Source organism: Streptomyces thermocarboxydovorans, from assembly GCF_039524635.1.
GTDB classification, from domain to species: domain Bacteria; phylum Actinomycetota; class Actinomycetes; order Streptomycetales; family Streptomycetaceae; genus Streptomyces; species Streptomyces thermocarboxydovorans.
In genome coordinates this window covers 98,902-118,583 of record NZ_BAAAGU010000007.1, presented here as the reverse complement: position 1 = coordinate 118,583, position 19,682 = coordinate 98,902, and the positions used below count along the sequence as shown (strand labels likewise).

The 19,682-nt window shown below is 70.9% G+C and carries 19 protein-coding genes and 6 pseudogenes; 16 read left to right on the top strand and 9 right to left on the bottom strand.

The annotated features are described in order from the left end of the window. Window positions 1-357: 357 nt before the first annotated feature. A complete protein-coding gene (locus tag ABD198_RS04985; RefSeq protein WP_343998106.1) occupies window positions 358-1,959 on the bottom strand; it encodes an alpha/beta hydrolase in 1,602 nt (533 codons plus the stop codon). Between the two features lie 114 nt (window positions 1,960-2,073). Next, window positions 2,074-2,337, bottom strand: a complete 264-nt coding sequence (locus tag ABD198_RS04980) for a hypothetical protein (RefSeq protein WP_343998105.1) — start codon at window positions 2,335-2,337, stop codon at window positions 2,074-2,076. A gap of 20 nt (window positions 2,338-2,357) precedes the next feature. Here ABD198_RS04980 and ABD198_RS04975 point away from each other — a divergent pair. The 4 genes and pseudogenes from ABD198_RS04975 to ABD198_RS30675 all read left to right on the top strand — a co-directional run. Continuing rightward, window positions 2,358-2,753: pseudogene (locus ABD198_RS04975) on the top strand (DNA alkylation repair protein); the annotation flags it as partial. 182 nt (window positions 2,754-2,935) lie between these two features. After that, window positions 2,936-3,045, top strand: a pseudogene (locus ABD198_RS04970). Continuing rightward, window positions 3,045-3,338, top strand: a complete 294-nt coding sequence (locus ABD198_RS04965) for a hypothetical protein (protein WP_343998103.1) — start codon at window positions 3,045-3,047, stop codon at window positions 3,336-3,338. The pseudogene ABD198_RS04970 and the gene ABD198_RS04965 overlap by 1 nt, the downstream one beginning before the upstream one ends. 394 nt (window positions 3,339-3,732) lie before the next feature. Next, window positions 3,733-3,843, top strand: a pseudogene (locus ABD198_RS30675) (DUF6624 domain-containing protein); the annotation flags it as partial. A 27-nt stretch (window positions 3,844-3,870) separates the two neighbouring features. Here ABD198_RS30675 and ABD198_RS04960 read toward each other — a convergent pair. Further along, window positions 3,871-4,659: a GntR family transcriptional regulator gene (locus ABD198_RS04960; protein WP_343998102.1), complete on the bottom strand. Its 789-nt coding sequence runs from the start codon at window positions 4,657-4,659 to the stop codon at window positions 3,871-3,873. 353 nt (window positions 4,660-5,012) lie between these two features. On the opposite strand from ABD198_RS04960, the gene ABD198_RS04955 reads away from it, so the two are divergent. The 4 genes from ABD198_RS04955 to ABD198_RS04940 all read left to right on the top strand — a co-directional run bounded on the left by ABD198_RS04955 (window position 5,013) and on the right by ABD198_RS04940 (window position 9,811). After that, complete coding sequence (locus ABD198_RS04955) at window positions 5,013-6,287, top strand: extracellular solute-binding protein (protein ID WP_343998101.1); 1,275 nt, start codon at window positions 5,013-5,015, stop codon at window positions 6,285-6,287. Between the two features lie 210 nt (window positions 6,288-6,497). Continuing rightward, window positions 6,498-7,484 (top strand): carbohydrate ABC transporter permease, encoded by a 987-nt coding sequence (locus tag ABD198_RS04950; protein WP_343998100.1) that lies wholly within the window; start codon window positions 6,498-6,500, stop codon window positions 7,482-7,484. Continuing rightward, complete coding sequence (locus ABD198_RS04945; RefSeq protein ID WP_343998099.1) at window positions 7,481-8,311, top strand: carbohydrate ABC transporter permease; 831 nt, start codon at window positions 7,481-7,483, stop codon at window positions 8,309-8,311. Before ABD198_RS04950 ends, ABD198_RS04945 begins: the two co-directional genes overlap by 4 nt. Window positions 8,312-8,320: 9 nt before the next feature. Further along, a complete protein-coding gene (locus ABD198_RS04940; protein WP_343998098.1) occupies window positions 8,321-9,811 on the top strand; it encodes a glycoside hydrolase family 3 protein in 1,491 nt (496 codons plus the stop codon). Window positions 9,812-9,939: 128 nt separating this feature from the next. On the opposite strand, the gene ABD198_RS04935 is transcribed toward ABD198_RS04940, so the two are convergent. Further along, a complete protein-coding gene (locus ABD198_RS04935; protein ID WP_343998097.1) occupies window positions 9,940-10,560 on the bottom strand; it encodes a YdeI/OmpD-associated family protein in 621 nt (206 codons plus the stop codon). A gap of 161 nt (window positions 10,561-10,721) precedes the next feature. Here ABD198_RS04935 and ABD198_RS04930 point away from each other — a divergent pair, with 161 nt between their 5' ends. The 4 genes from ABD198_RS04930 (at window position 10,722) to ABD198_RS04915 (ending at window position 13,556) form a co-directional block, all read left to right on the top strand. Further along, window positions 10,722-11,117 carry a cell division protein SepF gene (locus ABD198_RS04930; protein ID WP_343998096.1) on the top strand — a complete coding sequence of 132 codons (396 nt, stop codon included), beginning with the start codon at window positions 10,722-10,724 and terminating at the stop codon, window positions 11,115-11,117. A 135-nt stretch (window positions 11,118-11,252) separates the two neighbouring features. After that, window positions 11,253-12,500: an AAA family ATPase gene (locus tag ABD198_RS04925; RefSeq protein WP_343998094.1), complete on the top strand. Its 1,248-nt coding sequence runs from the start codon at window positions 11,253-11,255 to the stop codon at window positions 12,498-12,500. 64 nt (window positions 12,501-12,564) lie between these two features. After that, window positions 12,565-12,873: a nucleotide pyrophosphohydrolase gene (locus tag ABD198_RS04920; RefSeq protein WP_343998119.1), complete on the top strand. Its 309-nt coding sequence runs from the start codon at window positions 12,565-12,567 to the stop codon at window positions 12,871-12,873. 212 nt (window positions 12,874-13,085) lie between these two features. Next, window positions 13,086-13,556: a DUF6099 family protein gene (locus ABD198_RS04915; RefSeq protein WP_343998093.1), complete on the top strand. Its 471-nt coding sequence runs from the start codon at window positions 13,086-13,088 to the stop codon at window positions 13,554-13,556. Window positions 13,557-13,648: 92 nt separating this feature from the next. On the opposite strand, the gene ABD198_RS04910 is transcribed toward ABD198_RS04915, so the two are convergent. Next, window positions 13,649-13,846, bottom strand: a complete 198-nt coding sequence (locus ABD198_RS04910) for a hypothetical protein (protein WP_343998121.1) — start codon at window positions 13,844-13,846, stop codon at window positions 13,649-13,651. A 181-nt stretch (window positions 13,847-14,027) separates the two neighbouring features. Between ABD198_RS04910 and ABD198_RS04905 the strand changes: the two genes are divergently transcribed. Then, window positions 14,028-14,951 carry an LLM class F420-dependent oxidoreductase gene (locus ABD198_RS04905; protein WP_343998092.1) on the top strand — a complete coding sequence of 308 codons (924 nt, stop codon included), beginning with the start codon at window positions 14,028-14,030 and terminating at the stop codon, window positions 14,949-14,951. 206 nt (window positions 14,952-15,157) lie between these two features. Continuing rightward, window positions 15,158-15,421, top strand: a pseudogene (locus ABD198_RS04900) (3' terminal RNA ribose 2'-O-methyltransferase Hen1); the annotation flags it as partial. A 31-nt stretch (window positions 15,422-15,452) separates the two neighbouring features. On the opposite strand, the gene ABD198_RS04895 reads toward ABD198_RS04900, so the two are convergent. From ABD198_RS04895 to ABD198_RS04885, 4 genes are all read right to left on the bottom strand, one after another. Further along, on the bottom strand, window positions 15,453-15,908 hold the full coding sequence (locus ABD198_RS04895) for a tyrosine-type recombinase/integrase (protein WP_343998091.1): 456 nt from the start codon (window positions 15,906-15,908) through the stop codon (window positions 15,453-15,455). A gap of 285 nt (window positions 15,909-16,193) precedes the next feature. Beyond that, complete coding sequence (locus ABD198_RS30890; RefSeq protein WP_486388884.1) at window positions 16,194-16,469, bottom strand: DUF7848 domain-containing protein; 276 nt, start codon at window positions 16,467-16,469, stop codon at window positions 16,194-16,196. After that, window positions 16,466-16,951 carry a recombinase family protein gene (locus tag ABD198_RS04890; protein ID WP_343998090.1) on the bottom strand — a complete coding sequence of 162 codons (486 nt, stop codon included), beginning with the start codon at window positions 16,949-16,951 and terminating at the stop codon, window positions 16,466-16,468. The genes ABD198_RS30890 and ABD198_RS04890 overlap by 4 nt, the downstream gene beginning before the upstream one ends. A 94-nt stretch (window positions 16,952-17,045) precedes the next feature. Further along, window positions 17,046-18,257 carry a helix-turn-helix domain-containing protein gene (locus tag ABD198_RS04885; protein ID WP_343998089.1) on the bottom strand — a complete coding sequence of 404 codons (1,212 nt, stop codon included), beginning with the start codon at window positions 18,255-18,257 and terminating at the stop codon, window positions 17,046-17,048. 269 nt (window positions 18,258-18,526) lie between these two features. On the opposite strand from ABD198_RS04885, the pseudogene ABD198_RS04880 reads away from it, so the two are divergent. Together ABD198_RS04880 and ABD198_RS04875 are read left to right on the top strand one after the other, a co-directional pair. Continuing rightward, window positions 18,527-18,637, top strand: a pseudogene (locus ABD198_RS04880) (hypothetical protein); the annotation flags it as partial. Next, window positions 18,607-19,643: pseudogene (locus ABD198_RS04875) on the top strand (polynucleotide kinase-phosphatase); the annotation flags it as partial. The pseudogenes ABD198_RS04880 and ABD198_RS04875, both read left to right, overlap by 31 nt. Between the last annotated feature and the right edge of the window lie 39 nt (window positions 19,644-19,682).

Sequence of the window (19,682 nt, the reverse complement as noted above, 5' to 3'; positions counted from 1 at the left end):
CGGTTGTCCGACGCGGCCGTGGCGCTGGCCGGATGCGGGTATCAGGAGGCGGCCCGGCTGCTGCGTGCGCAGGCCGAACTGCTGGGCGGGCTGCAGTACCCGCTGGTGACCGGGGGACGATGTGGCGCTGGCGTCGGGTCTGCGGCGGCTGGCGCCGACGTACGGCGAGCTGCGCGAGGTTCTGGCACGGGCGGTCGCTGTGGGCGGGCGCGACGGGCACTTGGCCGCTTCGTGGAGGGCGGGACCCGGACAGCAGTCGGACAGCAGTCGCGCAGGAGCCGTGCAGGAGCCGTGCGGGGAGGCGTCGGGTGCGGGGCACGCGACGCCTCCAGGATCGGAAGACGAGCCTCGGCAGGCTTACTTGCCCATCGGCGACTCGTGCTCGCACACGGTTCCGGCGGCGGGGAGCTTGCCGTTCAGGAGGTAGGCGTTGACGTTGCGCTGGACGCAGGAGTTGCCGGAGTTGTAGGCGCCGTGGCCCTCGCCCTTGTAGGTGAGTTCGACGCCGACGCCCTTGCCGAGCTGCTCGGCCATGCGGGCGGCGCCCTCGTAGGGGGTGGCCGGGTCGCCGGTGTTGCCGACGAGGAGAATGGGCGAGGCGCCAGGGGCGCGGACGTCGGGGTGCTCGGCCTTGCCGGGGACCGGCCAGCCGGTGCACTCCAGGGCATCCCACAGCATCGAGGCGCCGAAGAGCGGCGAGGCCTCCTCGAACTCGGCCGCCTTCTTCAGCAGTTGGTCAGGGGTGTAGCGGTCGCTGCGGTCGGCGCAGGTGATGGCGGTCTGTGCGTCGCGCTGGTCGCTCCAGGTGCCGTCGCTGTTGCGGGAGCCCAGGGCCTCGGCGAGGTTGAGCAGGGTGTCGCCGTCGCCCTCGGCGAGCTGCTGCAGGCCGATCTCCAGGGCGGGCCAGGCCGTCTCCAGGTAGAGGCTCTGGACGATGGCGTCGAGGAGCAGCGAGCCGGTGAGGACCAGGTCGTCGCCGAGGGACAGGGGCTCGTCGTCCAGTTCCGCCTCGAGTTCCATGACCAGCGACTCGATCTCCTCGACGCTGTCGCCCAGCGGGCAGCCGTTGTCGATGCACCACTGGGCGAAGTGCTCGAAGGCGAGCTGGAAGCCCTCGGTCTGCGCCAGGGACTCGGCGAGCTGGTTCTGTGTGGGGTCGACGACGCCGTCGAGGACGGCCCGGCCGACGTGCCGGGGGAACAAGTGGGCGTAGACGCCGCCGAGTTCGGTGCCGTATGAGATGCCGAAGTAGTGCAGTTTCTCGTCAGCCAGCAGGTGCCGCAGCAGGTCCATGTCGCGGGCCGCGTCCTCGGTGCCCACGTGCGGCAGCATCCGGCCCGACTCGCGTTGGCAGGCCGTCGCGTACTCCCGCTTGCTCTTCAGCAGGGCCGCGATCTCGTCGTCGCCGTCGTCCGGGGTGTCGTCCTGCTGCATCAGCTCCTGCATCGCCTCGGCGTCCAGGCAGGTGACGCCGTCGCTGTCGCCTACCCCGCGCGGGTCGAAGCTGACCAGGTCGTAGCGGCTGCGGAGGCTCTCGTAGCTGTCGGCGAGCGCGGGCAGGGTGGCGACTCCGGACTCGCCCGGGCCGCCGAAGTTGAACAGCAGGGAGCCGATCCGGTCCTCGGCGGACGCGGCGGTGCGGGCGCGGATCAGGGCGATGTCGATCGTCTCGCCCTCGGGCTTGTCCCAGTCCAGCGGGGCTTTCATGGTGGTGCACTGCCAGCGGGTGCCGTCGGGCAGCGGCTGGGGGGCGTCTCCTCCGCCCTGGAGGGCGGACGGGGCGGGGCAGTTCTTCCAGTCCAGGGACTGGGCCCATATCCGCCCGCGGCCGTCGTCACTTCCGCCGCCCCGGGCCGTGGCGCCGTCACCGGCGCGGTCGCCGCAGGCCGCCAGGGAGGCGGAGAGCAGGACGCAACCGGTGAGCAGGGCAGCAGTGGATATCGCAGGTCTGGTTCGCATGGGCCCAGCCTCTGGCCGGGCCCGACGGGCCGCATGGCCTCGCGGCCATCCGAGGGAACCGGCACCCGGACGGGTGCGGGCCGGACGGTACGGGCCCCCGAAGACCCCAGACGCTCACGGCCACAGCTCCAGCACCGCGACCAGCGCCAAGCGCCACAGCGGCTCGGCCCCCGTGCCGAACGCGGCCGCGAGGGCGTGGCCCGGGGCGGCGTCAGCGGGCTCGGGTTCGGCGTCGGGGCGCCACTCGACGGTGACCTTCCCGTCGCCGGTGGAGGTGAACTCGGCGAGCCGCCGGCCGTCGCGCAGCAGGCGGCTGGTCTCCTCGCCGGAGGGAACGAGGCGGTACCGCGAGCCCCGCTCGTCCGGACCCGTGTCCACGCGGTAGGAACGGCGGGTGAGACTGGCTTGTGAACTACGTGGTGAAGAAGAGCCCGCACGCCGAGGAACTGCGGGTGGCCTGGCTCGCCGACGCGGATCCGGTGGTGGCGAGCGCCGGCTGGGCGCTGACCACGGAACGCGTGGCGAAGAAGCCCGAGGGACTCGACCTGGACGGGCTGCTCGACGTCATCGAGGCCGGGATGAAGGACGCCCCGGACCGCCTCCAGTGGGCGATGAACCACTGCCTGACCCAGATCGGCATCGAGCACCCCGGACACCGGGCCCGTGCCGTCGCCATCGGTGAGCGCCTGGAGGTGCTCAAGGACTACCCGACGTTCCTCGGCTGCACCTCCCCGTACGCCCCGGTGTGGATCGAGGAGATGGTGCGCCGCAAGGAGGCCGCCGCGGAGGTCTGACCTGCGCGGTCTCAGCCGAGCGGCGTGGGCCGGTGGACCGGGGCTCCTGGCTCAGCCGAGCGGCGTGGGCCGGTGGACCGGGGCTCCTGGCTCAGCCGCGCGGAGCGGACCGGTGGACCGGCTCCTGGCTCAGCCGCGCGGAGCGGACCGGTGGACCGGCTCCTGGCTCAGCTGTGGAGCGTGGGCCGGTAGACCAGTTCCTGGGTGCGGCCGTCGAGCGTGCGGTGCTCGATCAGCTCGAGGTCGAAGTCCTCGGCGCCCTGGAAGATCGGTTCGAATCCGGTCCGGCCGGTGATCACCGGGAAGAGCGTCACCTGGACCCGGTCGACCAGCCCGGCGGCCATCAGCGCCCGGTTCATCGACAGGCTGCCGTGCGAGCGCAGCGGCACATCGGACTCCTTCTTCAGCCTCGCCACCACGTCGACGGCGTCGCCCTTCACCACCGTCCCGTCCGGCCAGTCGAGGGGCCCCTCCAGGGTGTTCGACACCACCGTGGCCGGCATGTTCCGCATCCGGGTCACCCAGGGGTCGAACACCTCGGAGTCCTCGCCGGCGGCGGCCACCATCTGCGCGAACATCCGGTAGGTCTTGGCGCCGAAGACCATCCGCTGCTCCTGCTCGAACAGGCCGAGCCGGTGCTCCAGCAGCTCGGGGCCCTGCTTCCCCCAGTACCCGGTCCAGTCGCCCCCGGCGGCCCCGAAGCCGTCGAGACTGGAGAAGACGTCGAAGGTGTAGGTGGCGGCCATGGTGTCCTCCGGGGCGTTCGACGGCGTCCGTTTCCAGTAAAGACCGCCGGCCCCGGCGAAACTCATCGCCCGGCCTCGGCCCGGCGTGTCGCCCTGGCGGGATCGCCCGGCGTAACCCGGACGAGGGAGAGGGCCTTGGGGCGGAGAGGGTCCCAATGTCCCCGGGCGCAGGGGCGCCTGTCACCCGTCTCCGGAATGATCTTTACACCGGTTTTGTCTCGGAGGTGAGGGAGGACGGGACGCCCGTTCCATGGCCCTGTGTGGAGCCCGAGAAGATGGACGAACGCCGCGCGGAGGCCGGCATCGAGCCCTTCGACGAGTACGTCGCCAAATTCTCCGTCTGAAGGGTCTCCGGTGGCCGGTTCGCCCGTTCAGGGCCCCGGGCGCCGGAGTACGGCGGTGAAGCGGTACCTCGAGCCCCGGTACACCGAGTGGACCCATTCCACCGGGGTGCCCGCGCTGTCGCGGGAGTGGCGGGACAGCAGGAGCATCGGCAGGCCCACGTCGGTGGAGAGGAGGGCGGCCTCTCTCGGAGTCGCGGGGCAGGTCTCGATGGTCTCGTCGGCCTCCGCCAGGCGGACGCCGTACACCTCGGCGAGGGTGGTGTAGAGGGAGGTGTGGCGGCTGAGGTTGCGGCGCAGGCCGGGGAAGCGGGCGTCGGAGAGGTGGGTCGTCTCGATGGCCATCGGTTCGCCGCCGGCCAGGCGGAGGCGTTCGATGCGCAGCACCTTGGCGCCCGGTTCCACCTCCAGCAGTCCGGCCAGCTGGTCGTCGGCCGGGACGTAGCCGATGTCCAGCACCTGGGAGGAGGGGCTCAGCCCCTGGGCGCGCATGTCCTCGGTGTACGAGGTGAGTTGCAGCGTCCGGTACACCTTCGGGCGGGCGATGAAGGTGCCCTTGCCCTGGATGCGGTCCAGGCGCCCCTCGCTGACCAGTTCCTGCAGGGCCTTGCGGACGGTGGTGCGGGAGGTGCGGAACTCCGCCGCGAGCAGGCGTTCGGCCGGCATCGCCGTGCCCGGCGGGCGGGCCTCGGTCATCCGCAGCAGCCGCTGCTTGATGCGGTAGTACTTCGGGACGCGGCTGGTGTCGCCGGGCGCCTCCCGTTCGGGTTTCCCGCCGCTGACGGCTTCGGTTCTCCCGGTGCTGACGTCCGTGGTCATGACCTGCCTTCCGGCTGCGGTGTCCGGCGCGCGGACGGCAGGGGCCGGCCGCGGTGCACGTCGGCGGACGACCGGGTTCGGGGCCGCACGCTCGGCGGTCCCGTTATAACCGCGCCTCGCTGGTTGGTCTAGTCCAACCCTCGGTCGGCGGGTCGTTATGCCCGTGTCTGGGCGGAGTTCGGCCCTCCGGATCCCGTGTTCCAGCCGTCACTCACCGGTGATGTGGCGACCCTTGACAGGGTCATAGGTCTAGGCCAAGCTCCCCTTGCTGGTCTAAACCATTTCGAGGAAGCCGGGTCCCAGCCCGCCGAGCGCGTGGGTGTTCAAGGCATTCCTTCAGGGAGGGGTGGCGCGTGAAGCGCAAGCTGATAGCCGCGATCGGTATCGCGGGCATGATGGTCTCCATCGCGGCGTGCGGCGGCGACAGCGGCGACGACAAGAAGGCCGGGGCGGACGGCTACGCCGGCGAGACGCTCACGGTCTGGGTGATGGACGGCTCCTCGCCGGACCAGTGGCAGAAGGACCTCGCCGCCGAGTTCGAGAAGAAGACCAAGGCGAAGGTCAGGTTCGAGGTCCAGCAGTGGAACGGCATCCAGCAGAAGCTGACCACCGCGCTGTCCGAGGAGAATCCGCCGGACGTCTTCGAGATCGGCAACACCCAGACCCCGGCCTACGCCAAGACCGGCGGCCTCGCCGACCTCGGTGACCTCAAGAAGGAGATCGGCGCCGACTGGACCGAGTCGCTGAACGAGTCGTCCGTCTACGAGGGCAAGCAGTACGCGGCCCCCTGGTACTTCGCCAACCGCGTCGTCCTCTACAACAAGAAGATCTGGGCCGACGCGGGCATCAAGGAGACGCCCAAGACCCGCGACGAGTTCTACAAGGCCCTGAAGACCATCGGTGAGAAGACCGACGCCGAGCCCATCTACCTCCCCGGCCAGAACTGGTACCACTTCGTCGGCCTGGTGATCGGCGAGGGCGGCGAACTGGTCAAGAAGGAGGGCGACAAGTACGTCTCCAACCTCGGCGACCCGAAGGTCGCCGCCGCCATGGAGACGTACAAGAAGTTCCAGGCGCTGTCCAAGGCCCCCAAGGACAAGGACGAGGCCACCCCGCAGCAGGGCGAGGTCTTCGCCAAGGGCAAGACCGGCGCGTTCATCGGCATGGGCTGGGAAGCCGGCATCGCCACCAAGGCCGACCCGAAGATCGAGAAGGAGATCGGCTACTTCACGATCCCGGGCGCCACGGCCGACAAGCCCGAGGGCGTCTTCCTCGGCGGCTCCAACCTCGCGGTCGCCGCGGGCAGCAAGAAGCAGGAGCTGGCCAAGGAGTTCCTGAAGCTCGCCCTGTCCGACAAGTTCGAGGGCCAGCTCGCCAAGCTCAACGGCGTCATCCCCAACAAGGAGTCGCTGCAGAGCAACCTCAAGGGCAACGCCCCCGCCGAGGCCGCCGCGCCGGCCGCCGCCGTCGGCGGCACCACGCCGCTGATCCCGGAGTGGGCCGCGGTCGAGAACGAGCCCAACCCGATCAAGACGTACATGACCGCCGTGCTGAACGGAAAGTCCCCGGCCGAGGCCGCCGAGAAGGTCGAGGACGAGTTCAACAAGCGCCTGGCGCAGCAGCAGTAGGAGCGCAGGGAGCTCCGGCCGAGCGGGGGCCGCCACCGGACGGCCCCCGCCCGCGTCGCGTGACGCGACCCGCCCCCGCGACCCCGGATAGGGGAACGGCGGTCGCGGGAGCGGGAGCGCGCCGGCCCGGTGCGAGGGCGCCGCGGCCCGGACGCCGCCGCGATGCCGCCGCGTGCGCCGCCGAGTACGTCGAGAAGAGAGATCGCGAGCATGACCGTGCAGACCGAACGGCCGCCCTCCGGCCCGGTGGACGTCCGCAAGACGGACGACGAGGGACCCGGCAGGCCCACCCCGCGAGCCGCGTCGCGCGCCGGCGCGCTCGTCCCGTACCTGTTGCTGCTGCCCGCCTGCGCGGCCACCGTGCTGCTGCTCGGCTGGCCGCTGCTGAAGGACGTGCTGCTGTCGTTCCAGAACCTCAACATGGCGCAGCTGATCCAGCACGTCACCGAGTGGAACGGCGTCGACAACTACAAGGAGGTCCTCACCGGGGAGGATTTCTGGCGGGTCACCCTCCGTTCCATCCTGTTCACGGCCGTCAATGTCGCCCTGACGATGGTCCTGGGCGCCCTGGTCGGTCTGCTGCTCGCCCGGTTCGGCAAGCGGATGCGCTTCACCCTGATGATGGGTCTGGTCCTGGCCTGGGCCATGCCGGTGGTCGCGGCCACCACCGTCTACCAGTGGCTGTTCGCGCAGCGCTTCGGCGTCGTCAACTGGACCCTGGACAAGCTCGGCTGGCACTCCATGGCCGACTACAGCTGGACCAGCAGCCAGATGTCGACCTTCTTCGTCGTCACCGTGCTGATCGTGTGGATGTCCGTCCCGTTCGTCGCGATCAACCTCTACGCGGCGACCACCACCATCCCCAGCGAGCTCTACGAGGCCGCCGCCCTCGACGGAGCCGGCAGCTGGCGCAGCTTCACCACCGTCACCCTGCCGTTCCTGCGGCCGTTCCTCTACGCCACGACGTTCCTGGAGATCATCTGGATCTTCAAGGCGTTCGTGCAGGTGTACACCTTCAACCAGGGCGGCCCCGACCGGCTCACCGAGATCCTGCCCGTCTACGCCTACATCGAGGGCGTCGGCAACCAGCACTACGGCATGGGCGCGGCCATCGCCGTGCTCACCATCCTGATCCTGCTCGGCCTGACGGCCTACTACCTGCGGATCGTGCTCAAGCAAGAGGAGGACGAGCTGTGAAGCGCTCGCTCTTCGGCCGCCTGTGGCCCAACGTCACGGCCGTCGTCCTGTTCATCGGCTGCGTCTTCCCCGTGTACTGGATGTTCGCCACGGCCTTCAAACCGACCGGCGACATCATCGCGGAGAACCCGGTCTGGTTCCCGGCGAACGTCACCTTCGAGCACTTCCGCACGGCGACCGAGGTCGACCACTTCTGGACGTACGTCACCAACTCGCTGACCGTCACCGTCCTCGCCGTCGCCTTCTCCCTGATCATCGCGCTGGCCGGCTCCTTCGCCCTGGCCCGGATGCGGTTCAAGGGGCGACGCGGATTCATCATCGGCTTCATGCTGGCCCAGATGGCGCCCTGGGAAGTCATGATTATCGCTATGTACATGATCGTGCGGGACGCCTCGATGCTGAACAGCCTGGTGCCGCTCACGCTCTTCTACACGATGATGATCCTGCCCTTCACCATCCTGACGCTGCGCGGCTTCGTCGCCGCCGTGCCCAAGGAACTGGAGGAGTCGGCGATGGTCGACGGCTGCACCCGGGCCCAGGCGTTCCGCCGGATCATCCTGCCGCTGCTCGCCCCCGGCCTGATGTCCACCTCGCTGTTCGGATTCATCACCGCCTGGAACGAGTTCGCGCTCGTCCTGGTGCTCAACAAGGACGCCGAGGCGAAGACGCTCCCGCTGTGGCTGTCCAGCTTCCAGACCCAGTTCGGTGACGACTGGGGAGCGACCATGGCAGCCTCGTCGCTGTTCGCCGTCCCGATCCTGATCCTCTTCGTCTTCCTGCAGCGCAGGGCCGTCAGCGGCCTGACCGCGGGCGCCGTGAAGGGATAACGCCACCCGATGACTGCCACCACCACCGGCACCGACACCCTCACACGGGACGCCCTGGCCGTACTGCAGCCGGGCTTCACCGGCACCACACCGCCCGACTGGGTGCGCCGCCGGCTCGGCGAGGGCCTCGTCTCCGTCGCCCTGTTCGGCCGCAACATCGTCGACGCGGAGCAGGTCGGCGCGCTCACCGCCGCGCTGCGGGCCGAGCGGGACGAACTGCTGGTCGCCATCGACGAGGAGGGCGGCGACGTCACCCGCCTCGAGGTCCGCACCGGCTCCTCCTTCCCCGGCGCCCACGCCCTCGGCGCGGTCGACGACGTGACGCTGACCCGGGGCGTGGCCGCCGAGCTGGGCCGCCGGCTCGCCGCCTGCGGGGTCAGCCTCAACTGGGCGCCCTCCGCCGACGTCAACGCCAACCCCGACAACCCGGTCATCGGCGTACGGTCCTTCGGCGCCGACACCGACCTGGTCGCCCGGCACACGGCCGCCTACGTCGAGGGCATGCAGGCCGCCGGGGTCGCCGCCTGCACCAAGCACTTCCCCGGGCACGGCGACACCAGCGTCGACTCCCACCACGCGCTCCCGCACATCGACCTCGACACCACCACCCTGCACGAACGCGAGCTCAAGCCGTTCCGGGCGGCGATCGAGGCCGGCACCCGGGCCGTGATGAGCGCCCACATCCGCGTGCCCGTCCTCGACCCCGACCGCCCGGCCACGCTCTCCCGCCGCATCCTCACCGACCTGCTGCGCGGCGAACTCGGCTACGACGGACTCATCGTCACCGACGGCATGGAGATGCGGGCCATCTCCGGCACCTACGGCCTGGAGCACGGCGTCGTCCTCGCCATCGCCGCCGGCGCCGACGCCATCTGCGTGGGCGGCGGGCTGTGCGACGAGGAGACGGTGCTCAGCCTGCGCGACGCCCTCGTCGGCGCCGTACGCTCCGGCGAACTGGCCGAAGAACGGCTGGCCGACGCCGCCGCCCGGGTCCGCGCCTTGGCCGCCTGGACCGCCGCGGCACGCCGCTCGTCCGCCCCGCCCATCGAGCCCCGCCCGGACATCGGCCTCACCGCCGCCCGCCGCGCCGTCACCGTCACCCGCACCCGGCCCAGCGCCCCCGTCACCGCACCGGTGTTCGTGGCCACCTTCACCCCGGCCGCCAACATCGCCGTCGGCGACGAGACCCCTTGGGGAGTCGGCGCGGAACTGCAACGAAGGCTCCCCGGCTCCGAGGTGGGCCGCTTCTCCGGCCCCGACGCCGGCGCCGAGGCCCTCAAGGCCGCCGCGGGCCGCCGGATCGTCGCCGTGGTGCGCGACGAACACCGCCACGCCTGGATGCGCACGGCACTGGACACGCTCCTCGGCGCCGCTCCGGACACCGTCGTCGTCGAGATGGGCGTACCCCAGTCCGCCCCGCGCGGCGCCCTCCACATCACCACCCACGGCGCGGCCCGGGTCTGCGGCATCGCCGCGGCCGAGGCGATCGTCACCGGCTGACCTGTGACGATCGGTTGATCGGCTGACGGGGGGCTGACCGGCGGAGCCGGTCCGGACGAAGGCTCGGCCGCCCGGACCGGCTCGGCCGGTCGGGGGACGGGTGCACCGGCCCCCGACCCTTCTCGCGATCAGGGATAGATCTTCTCCCCGGCCGTCAGCATCGCCACGAACTTCTCGATGCGGGCCGCTCGGGTCGCGGGGCGCTTGGCGTCCTGGATGCGGTAGAGGATGGCGTAGCGGTTGCGGCTGTCCAGGGAGTCGAAGAAGTCGCGGGCCGACTGCGGCGCCGCGTCCAGGGCGGCCCGCAGGTCGTCGGGAATCGTCGCCCTGCTCGGACTCGCGTACGCCGCCTCCCAGCGTCCGTCCGCCTTGGCCCGCTCCACCTCACGGAGCCCCGCCTCCCGCATCCGGCCCGCCTCGATCAGTGCGGTCGCCTTCTTCACATTGATCTGCGACCACTTGCTGCGCGGCCGGCGCGGAGTGAACCGCTGCACCCAGTGGGTCTCGTCCAGCTTCTTCTTCTGCCCGTCGATCCACCCGAAGCACAGGGCCGACTCCAGCGCGGTGGCGTAGTCGAGGCCGGTGAGCCCGGAGCCCTTCCGCGGCATCTTCACCCACACCCCGGTGGCCTCGGCGTGGTGTTCCTCCAGCCACTTCTCCCAGTCCTCCTGCGTGGCGAAGGCCAGGACCGGTTCACCCGATTCTCTTGGTTCACTCGCGTCGTTCGTTCCACCCGTGATGTCCGTCATGCCCGTCAGCGAAGCCGATCGCCGGGGCGAGGTCAACGCTTCGCCGGACCTTTCGGTCACGAGGTCCTGCCCGTTGGCGGAGCGTGTCGGTGTTGGGCCGAACGGGTGACCATGCGTAAGAATTGCCCGATGCAGACACTCAGGACGACCGAGGACGGAGCATGCCGGTGAACAGGCACGATGTCACCGACGAGCAGTGGGAGGGGCTCGCCCAGGTCGTTCCGCTGCGGGGCCGGGACGCCTGGCCGTCCGCGGTCGACCACCGGTCCGTGCCGGAGGTCGAGACGGAGGCGCGGCGCCGCTTTGTCGTTCTGCGTGTGAATGTGTTCGCGGACGCCCGCGACGTCGCCGAGACGCTGATGGCCGGCGTCCCGGTCCTGCTCGATCTGACCGGTGCGGAGACCGAGGTCGCCAAGCGGGTGCTGGATTTCAGCACGGGTGTGGTCTTCGGGCTGGCGAGCGGGATGCACCGGGTCGACCGCAATGTGTTCCTGCTGACGCCGGCCGGAACGGAGGTCACCGGGCTGATGGAGGGGGTCGAGGTTCCGGGGGCGTGAGGGCCGTCGGGGGCGTCGAGCGGGCGTGCGCGGTGGCAGGGGGCGCGAGCGGGTGAGCGGGCCGCCCGCCCGTTCGTAGGAAGGGCGCACCAGCGGAACGGTTCGCCCGGCGGTCGGCGGTCTAGCGTCCCGCGTATGACCGTGTCTTCGTCCCCTTCTGTTCCGCGCTCCGGTCGGGCGTCCGTCACGTCCGGCGGGCCGGTCGTGGATCCGGCAGCTCCGGTTCCTGCCAGTGCCTCGGTTCCCGCTCCTGCGACGCCCGTGGCGCGGCCGCTGCGGCCGTATGTCAGCGAGTTGGTGCTGACGGCGTTCGCCCGGCACCGGCGGACCGAAGTGCGGCTCGGGGCGCTGACGCTGCTCGCCGGACCCAGCGGGAGCGGGAAGAGCAGTGCGCTGCGGGCGTACGAGGCGCTGGCGCGGCTCGCGGGCGGGGCCGAGCTGGGGGAGGTGTTCCGCGAGCCGGGGGCCTGGGTGCCCGAGGGGGCGCGGCCCGATGCGCAGGGCCGGCGGGGGTTCCGGATCGGGTGTGCGGCGGCCGGGCCGGAGGGGCCGGTGCGGCTCGAGGTCGCCGTGCAGGCCGAGCCCGAGCTGCGGATCGTGGGGGAGCGGCTCACCGCCGACCGGCTGGTCCTGCTGGGCTCGGCGCTGCGCGACCCGCGCCGCCGGGTCGTGCAGGCGGCCTGGCATACGGCTGGTGCGGAGGTCACCCGGGGACTGCTGCCCGACGACCGGCTGGGCACCGCGCTGCTGCCGCTGCGCGTCGCCGGGACGACGTCGGGGCAGCGCAGGGTGCTGGCCGCCGCCGAGCAGATGCTGGTGGCGCTGCGCTCCGTCTTCGCCTGCGATCCCCGGCCCGACCGCATGGGCGCGCCCGTGCCCGTCGGCACCGGCCGTCTCCTCGGCGGCTGCGAGAATCTCGCCGCCGTACTGGCCCGTACCCGTGTCGAGTGCGGGCGGCGGCACGGGCTGCTCGTCGACGCCCTGCGGGAGGGGTGCGCAGGTCCGGTCGCCGATCTGCTCGCCGAGCCGTGCGGAGACGGACGTGTCCGCGCCCTGCTCGACCGCGGCAACGGCATCCGCACCGGCATCGAGCGGCTCGGCGACGGCGAGCTGCGCCATCTCGCCCTCGCGCTGGTGCTGCTCACCGGCCCCGGCGTGCTGGAGGTCGACACGGCCGTGGAGGTCCCGGACGCCCTGCAGACCCTCACCGTGCTGGCGGACAACTTCGACCGCGGCCTCGATCTCGCCCAGCGCGCCGCCCTGCTGGAGCTGGCGGTGCGGATGTGCGCCCGCGGGCACATCCGGCTGGTCGGTGCGGTGAGCGACGCGTCCTGGGCCGAGGGAGTGGACGGTGTGACGGTGGTACACCTGGACCGTGACTGATCACCGCGATCCCACGGACCCCACGGAACCCACCTGCCTCCCGGCCGGGACCCCGGCGCCCGGCCTGGCCGAACTCCAGCAGCGGCTCGCCGAGTTCGCCGCCGCCCGGCGCTGGCAGCCCTACCACACGCCCAAGAACCTGGCCTCCGCGCTCAGCGTGGAGGCCGCCGAACTCCTCGAGATCTTCCAGTGGTCGACGCCCGAGGAGTCGGCCCGGGTGATGGACGATCCGGACACCGCGCACCGCGTCACCGACGAGATCGCCGATGTGCTGGCGTACCTCCTCCAGCTGTGCGAGGTACTCGGCGTTGATCCGCTGGCCGCGCTGGCGGCGAAGATCGAACGGAACGAGCACCGGTTCCCCGCGCCGTAGTCGCCTTCCCCGTGCCGTAGGCGCCCCCGAGCGTGGGGAGTTGAACGCTCCGTTTGTACTCTCCGTAGCCGAATCGGTCGTCGAGTTCGAATTGTTGTCCGCTAATTTCCGTCTTCCTCTGGCTTTTTGTCTCAGGTGACCTCACTCTGGGTAGTGGACAAGGGAGTTCGGGTGGACGCGTGGGCAGCGCGTCGGACAGACGGGGGCAGCGCATGGATGCTGTGCGGCTCATCGTGACGAGCAGGAGAGCGCTGGCCGCGAGCGGCGGCGCTCCGGAGTTGCTGACCGAGGTGTGGCAGGCGCAGGCGCTCGCGCAGGCGGTGGGCAGCCGCCTCGCCGTCGCCGGCCCACCCGAACTGCGCGGCGAGGCACTGGGGCTGACCGAGCTGGCGGGCCGTGGCTGCGGGGTCCTGGACACCCCCGTGATCGCCCCCGGTGAGCTACGGGCGGCGCAGCTCACCGAGCTGGGTGACGCCCGCCAGTCCCTGACCGACCTCGGCGGGCTGCTCGGCGAGGTCGGCATGGCCCTTGTCGGCCTCGCCTGCGCGGCGGACGACGAGGCGACCTACTGGCAGTGCATGGAGGCCATCGACGCCGCGGACGAGTCCCGCGACCGCGTCCTGGAGATGCTCCGCAAACTCGCCGACCGCGACGAGTCCTTACCGGAGCGGGAGGCGGGCTGACACTCTCCCTTGGCCGGGGGGCCCGCCGACAACCACTCACATGGACCGGGCCCCCTCCAGAAGACTGCGCCCTCTCCAAAGTCCCCCTCAGCTCACCGGCCCGCCCCCTCCTCCTCCGCGCCGCCCCGACGGCCCACAGCCGCCGTCCGCAGATCCGCGTTCAGGGCCGACAAGTCCGCGTTCAGCGCGGCCATCAGCTCCTCCATCTGCTGAAGCAGCCCCTTCGGCTGCGGCGAGCTGCCGTCCTGCAACGGACCGCCGTCCTGCAGCGGTGCGGTCTCTTCCAACACGTCGGCCTCCTCGGCCCCGGCCCCGTTTCCGGGCCGGCACGGTGACGCACCGGGCGTTCCCCGACCGGTGCGGGTGCCGGGCGTTCCGGCTCCGAGCGGGCAACGATCTTCCTCGCGCGTCGGTCACTGGGGCGGTCATATCAATCGACCGATCAATCGGCCGACCGTGCAGGATGGTTGCATGGATCTGCGCATCTTCACCGAGCCCCAGCAGGGCGCCAGCTACGACACGCTCCTGACCGTCGCCAAGGCCACCGAGGACCTCGGATTCGACGGCTTCTTCCGCTCCGACCACTACCTGAAAATGGGCTCCGCCGACGGCCTGCCCGGCCCCACCGACGCCTGGATCACGCTGGCCGGACTCGCCAGGGAGACCCGCCGCATCCGGCTCGGCACCCTGATGACCGCCGCGACCTTCCGCCTCCCCGGAGTCCTCGCCGTCCAGGTCGCGCAGGTCGACCAGATGTCCGGCGGCCGGGTCGAACTCGGCCTGGGCGCGGGCTGGTTCGAGGAGGAGCACAAGGCGTACGGCATCCCCTTCCCCAAGGAGAGGCTCGCCCGTCTCGAGGAGCAGCTGGAGATCATCACCGGGCTGTGGGCCACCGAGACCGGCAGCACCTACGACTTCCACGGCACCTACTACGACCTCACCGGCTGCCCCGCGCTCCCCAAGCCCGCCCAGGCCAAGCTCCCGATTCTCGTCGGCGGCAAGGGACCCCGCCGCACCCCGCGGATCGCCGCCCGGTACGCCGACGAGTACAACCTCTCCTTCTTCTCGCCCGAGGACAGCGCGACCCAGTTCGGCCGGGTGCGGGAAGCCGCGCAGAAGGAGGGCCGGAACCCGGACGAGATCCTCTGCTCCAACCTCCTGGTGGTCTGCGTCGGCAAGGACGAGCACCAACTCGCCCGGCGGGCCGCCGCCATCGGCCGCGAGGTCGGCGAGCTGCGGGCCAACGGACTGGCGGGCACCCCGGCCGAGGTCGTCGAGAAGATCGGCCGCTACCAGGAGGCCGGCTCCCGCCGGATCTACCTCCAGGTGCTCGACCTCACCGACCTCGGCCACCTGGAACTGATCGCCTCCGAGGTCCAGTCCCAGCTGTCGTAGCAGCCCTCCAGCCCCGGTTCCCGGGGCGAGCCCGGCGCCGCCGGCGCCCTCGAACCACCGAAGAAGCACCGAAGAGCACCGAGGAAGCACCGGAGAAGCAGCGAAAAATCCCGAAGAGACCCGGCCACCGGGCCGGTACGGTGATCGGACGCGTTGGATCCCCGCGTGTCTCAGCAGTTCAGAAGGTGTTTCGAGGTGTAACCACCGTGTTCCTTTCGATCAGTACCACCGGCGGCCCCGAGCGCCCCGCGACCGATCTCGGCTTCCTGCTGCACAAGCACCCCGAGAAGGCGCAGTCGCGCTCGACCTCCTACGGCACGGCGCACGTCCTCTACCCGGAGGCGGACGCCGAGCGCTGCATAGCGGCGCTGCTGCTGGAGGTGGACCCGGTGGCACTGGTCCGGCGCGGCAAGGGCAAGGGCCGCGGCGGCGCACCCGACGCCGCGCTCGCGCAGTACGTCAACTACCGCTGATGAACGGCTCTGACCTGCGCAGACGGAGCTAGGCAGACTTCGCAGGGCACAACGGGGGCACATCGCCGAGAACGGCCTCGACCGCTGCCCTCGTTGTGTCCTCCTCGTCGGGCCACAGGTGGGTGTAGGTGTCGAGCGTGATCGACGGCTTGGTGTGCCCGAGTCGCTTCTGAACGGTCTTGACGTTCTCCCCGTGCTTGATGAGGAGCGACGCGTAGAAGTGCCGTAGGTCGTGCGGGCTGGCGCCGTCGGGAATGGTGACGCGAGCCGGTTCACGGCCTTCGGGCTTGCCACTGCGAACCCATGCCGCGTGCGCGGTGTCGTACGCCTCGGCGAGCGCGTCAGCGGCACGCCTGCGGGTCCTCCCCCACACCTGAGACCAAGCGCCGCGGCGCACTACTTCGCGGTGCTGGTTCAGGAACAGGAGCCGCGCGGTACGGGTCCGGGGCTTCCTGGGGTCCGTGCGATCTTCGATCTTCACCATGTGCGGGCCCGGTGAGCGTGGCGGACTGTGCGGCGCGGTCCGCGTTCCGGTCCCGGTCGTGCGACTGGACACGCACTATGTGGTCAAGCTCCGCGATGCATGGGCCGCACGCGTATAAGTCACCCGTTGCGCCCGGCGTCGTCACCGAACCGACCCACAGGACGCGTACGCCCTCCCGTCGGCAGTACAGCCAACAGGCCCCGGTCACCCACTGGTTCCCGTCGTCCGTCTGCGCGACGAGCGGCCAGGCATCACGCCACGGGCGCGCAATGGCCGGGGCGAAGGTCACGCCGTGCCCCCGTCCGTCCGCACGAGTTCGGCGAGTTGTGCCGGGGGCCGCATCACGGCGTAGTCGCCGAAAGTCCGGCGATAGCGTCGGTGTCCGGTCTCCTGCGTGTGCCTGCGCTGCCACTCCTCGACAGGCCCCGGGCCGCTGTGCGTGCCGGACTCCGCTCCACACTCGGTCTCGTCGCCGGACACGCACCGTGCCGCGTACTCCGGTTCTGCCGTTTGGTCCTGCTCAATGGTGAACGGGACGTAGCGGAACCTGCGACGAGTCACCGCGCGACCCCTCGCTCGCTGTACGCCGAGTCCTTGACGTGCAGGAAGCCGCCGGCCTTCTCGATCTCGCGCGCCACCTCGTCGTACTCCTGCGGCACGGACGAGATCATCGAGCGCCATGCCGTGAGCACTGCCCCGGCCTCGCCGCTCTTGATGTGCTCGACGGCCCGGCCCAGCCCGTCACGCCCGTGCGGCGACAGGAGCCCCGCGCGTTCCTCGATCACGCCCGTGATCTCCCACCCGAACGCCTCGGCGTACTCGGTGCACTCCTGGCGGGGCGCCGTGATGTCCGCGTTGGGGGCGCCGCACAGGTAGATCACGCAGCGGAACCGCTCGACTTTCGCCGCCTCGGCCGGCACGTCGGCCTCGCCCGGCCTGACGCCCGCTGCCGCGTCCGCGAGTGCCTGCCGTCGTCTCAGCTCACCATCGGTCCGGCGGATTTTCACCCGCCCCTGCCTCTGTCCGCTCTCGACGCTGACCATGCATCAATCGTGCCCACTCGATCACCGACGGTGAAGTGATGAGGCGTACGACCGGGCGTGGTTGGCGGGCCCGCGCTCCTACGCTCCGTAGGACTCACGCGATCAAGGGCATGCCGATGAGTTCGCTGATGTTGCGCACGCGCGCCGTGGACACCTTCGCAAGGCGCTTGCCGATGACGCCCGGCAACGCCTGATGCTTGACCCACTCCGGAGCATCGAGCGCCACCTCGATCAGCGTGTCTCCGGCCTGGTCGTAAAGGCCGGCCGCGCACTGCGCGAGGGCGACGTCGAGCTTGTAGCGGTTGCGGGCAACCTTCGACATGGACTTGGGCAGCTTCTTCATGTCGGGGTGACTGGCGAGCTTCAGCGCGCGCCCGTAGTTCTTCAGGGCGACGTGGATTCCAACCGCCTCGGTCTTCGCCGCCGTTGGGCCGAAGCTGGTCCCGTACAACTTCTCGTCTCGGCCGAGCCGCGCCGCTGCGGCGTGCGCCTGTGAGATGTAGTCGTCGGCCGCGCTCTCGTCCTCCCGCCGCGATGCTGCCACGGCTGCGGAGATCATCAGTCGCCCGTACGCGAGCAATTGCGGGCGTGACCCGTTGCTGAACGACGGCTCGATTGCCAGTGCCGCCCGCTCGGCCACGGCGACGGCGCGCGGCAGCTTGGCGCCGCGCAGGTAGATCCACGACAGCGTGGATTCCAGCAGCGCCGTCATCACGGGGTCATCGACTTCCCGCGCGAGGTGCTTCGCCGACGTGAGCGCGCTCAACGCAAGGTCGCGTTGCCCGAATCCGTTCGAGCAGGACGCGGCTACGCGGTAGGTACTCGCCAGGATCGATCCCAACTGCTCGCGCTCGCTGCCGGTAGCGCTCGCGTACCGAACCTGTCCTTCCATGAGCACCTTGGAGGCGTAGCTACTGACCTTCGCCGTGTCGCTCGCCCAGTAGGCGTCCCACGCACGGTCCCGAGCCTCGCTCAGGTCCTCGAGGGTGCTCGGGTCCTCGATGCCCTCCCACTCACCGAGGGCGCTCTCGTGCACGGCGTCGGACAGTTGCCGCAGGGCGGCGCGGTCGCTCTGGTCCATGCCCCGGCGCGGTGCCTGCTGGCCCAGGATCACGGATACGTCCGTGTTCAGCGCGTGGGCGAATTTGAGCAGCGAACCCACCGACAACTCTCCGCGGTCCTGCTCGGCTTTCTGCACCAGGGCGAGGGAAACCCCCGCGGCATCCGCGAGTCCCTGCTGTGTCAGATCGGAGCCCCGGAGGTGCTTGATGCGCTGCCCGTTCGTAAGGTCGGCCCAGTTGCTCACGATCACCCCAGTGCGTTTGCAGGCTGCTGTACTCCGATGGTAGGTCCCGACACCCGGGCGCCCGGGGCGAACGGAACAGACCCAAGGCAGGGGCACGCCCGGCGCCCGGCCTCAGATGAACGTTCCCGCCCCACGCCGCCCCGACACCGAGCGACCCGCGTCCCGGGCAGGGGGAGGGCACAGCGAGGGCACATGGCCCCAGAAAAACATGAAAACCTGCGGCAATCACCGAAAGTGATTACCGCAGGTCAGAGCGCCAATTCTGGCGTATGCGCAGGTCAGGCGATCATGGCCGGAAGTTCGTGAACGACCGCCCGTACGCGGCCTCCTCGCTGCTCGCCGTCGCCCTGAGGCGTTCGCCCAGTACGCGGCGGACGGGGTGGAGCGGGTGGTGTGCGAGGAGAAGCACATGGGCTCGCGCGCGGTGGCCCTGGTGTGCCGGGACGCGGAGACCGCCCGTGAGCGGTTCGGGGCGGACGGCGTGACCGGTTCGCTCTACACGCGCACCGGCCGCCCGTTCTTCGACGACCCGGCCGTCACCGAGGAGATCCTCGGCCGGCTGCGCGCCGCCGTCACCGAGGCGGGCCTGTGGGAGGAACTCGGCACCGACTGGCTGCTGCTGGACGCCGAGCTGATGCCGTGGTCGCTGAAGGCGAGCGGCCTGCTGCGCTCCCAGTACGCGGCCGTGGGCGCCGCGTCCGGCGCGCCCTCCCGCCCGCGCTGGCCGCTCTGGAGGCGGCAGCGGCCAGGGGCGTGGACGTCGGGGAGCTGCTGGGCCGTCAGCGGGAGCGGGCCGGGGCCGCCTCCGCGTTCACCGAGGCCTACCGCCGCTACTGCTGGACCACCGAAGGCCTGGACGGGGTGCGGCTCGCCCCGTTCCAGCTGCTCGCCGTCCAGGGCCGCAGCCTGGCCGCGCTGCCGCACGACGAGCAGCTCGCGCTGATCGACCGGCTGGTCGAGCACGACAACTCCGGGCTGCTCCAGACCACCCGCCGGCTGTATGTCGACACCGGGGACCCGGAGTCGGTGCGGGCCGGCACCGACTGGTGGCTGGAGATCACCGGGCGCGGCGGCGAGGGCATGGTCGTCAAGCCGGTCGGCGCGCTGGTGCGCAACACGGAGGGCCGGCTGGTGCAGCCCGGCATCAAGTGCCGCGGCCGCGAGTACCTGCGGATCATCTACGGCCCCGAGTACACCCGCCCGGAGAACCTCGCGCGGCTGCGCGGCCGCTTCCTGAACCACAAGCGGTCGCTGGCGATCCGCGAGTACGCGCTCGGCCTGGAGGCGCTGGACCGCCTCGCCGAGGGCGAGCCGCTGTGGCGGGTGCACGAAGCGGTGTTCGGTGTGCTCGCACTGGAGTCCGAGCCCGTCGACCCGCGGTTGTAGTACAAGAGGCGCATGATTCCGGCCGAGTCGCCCGCGTGG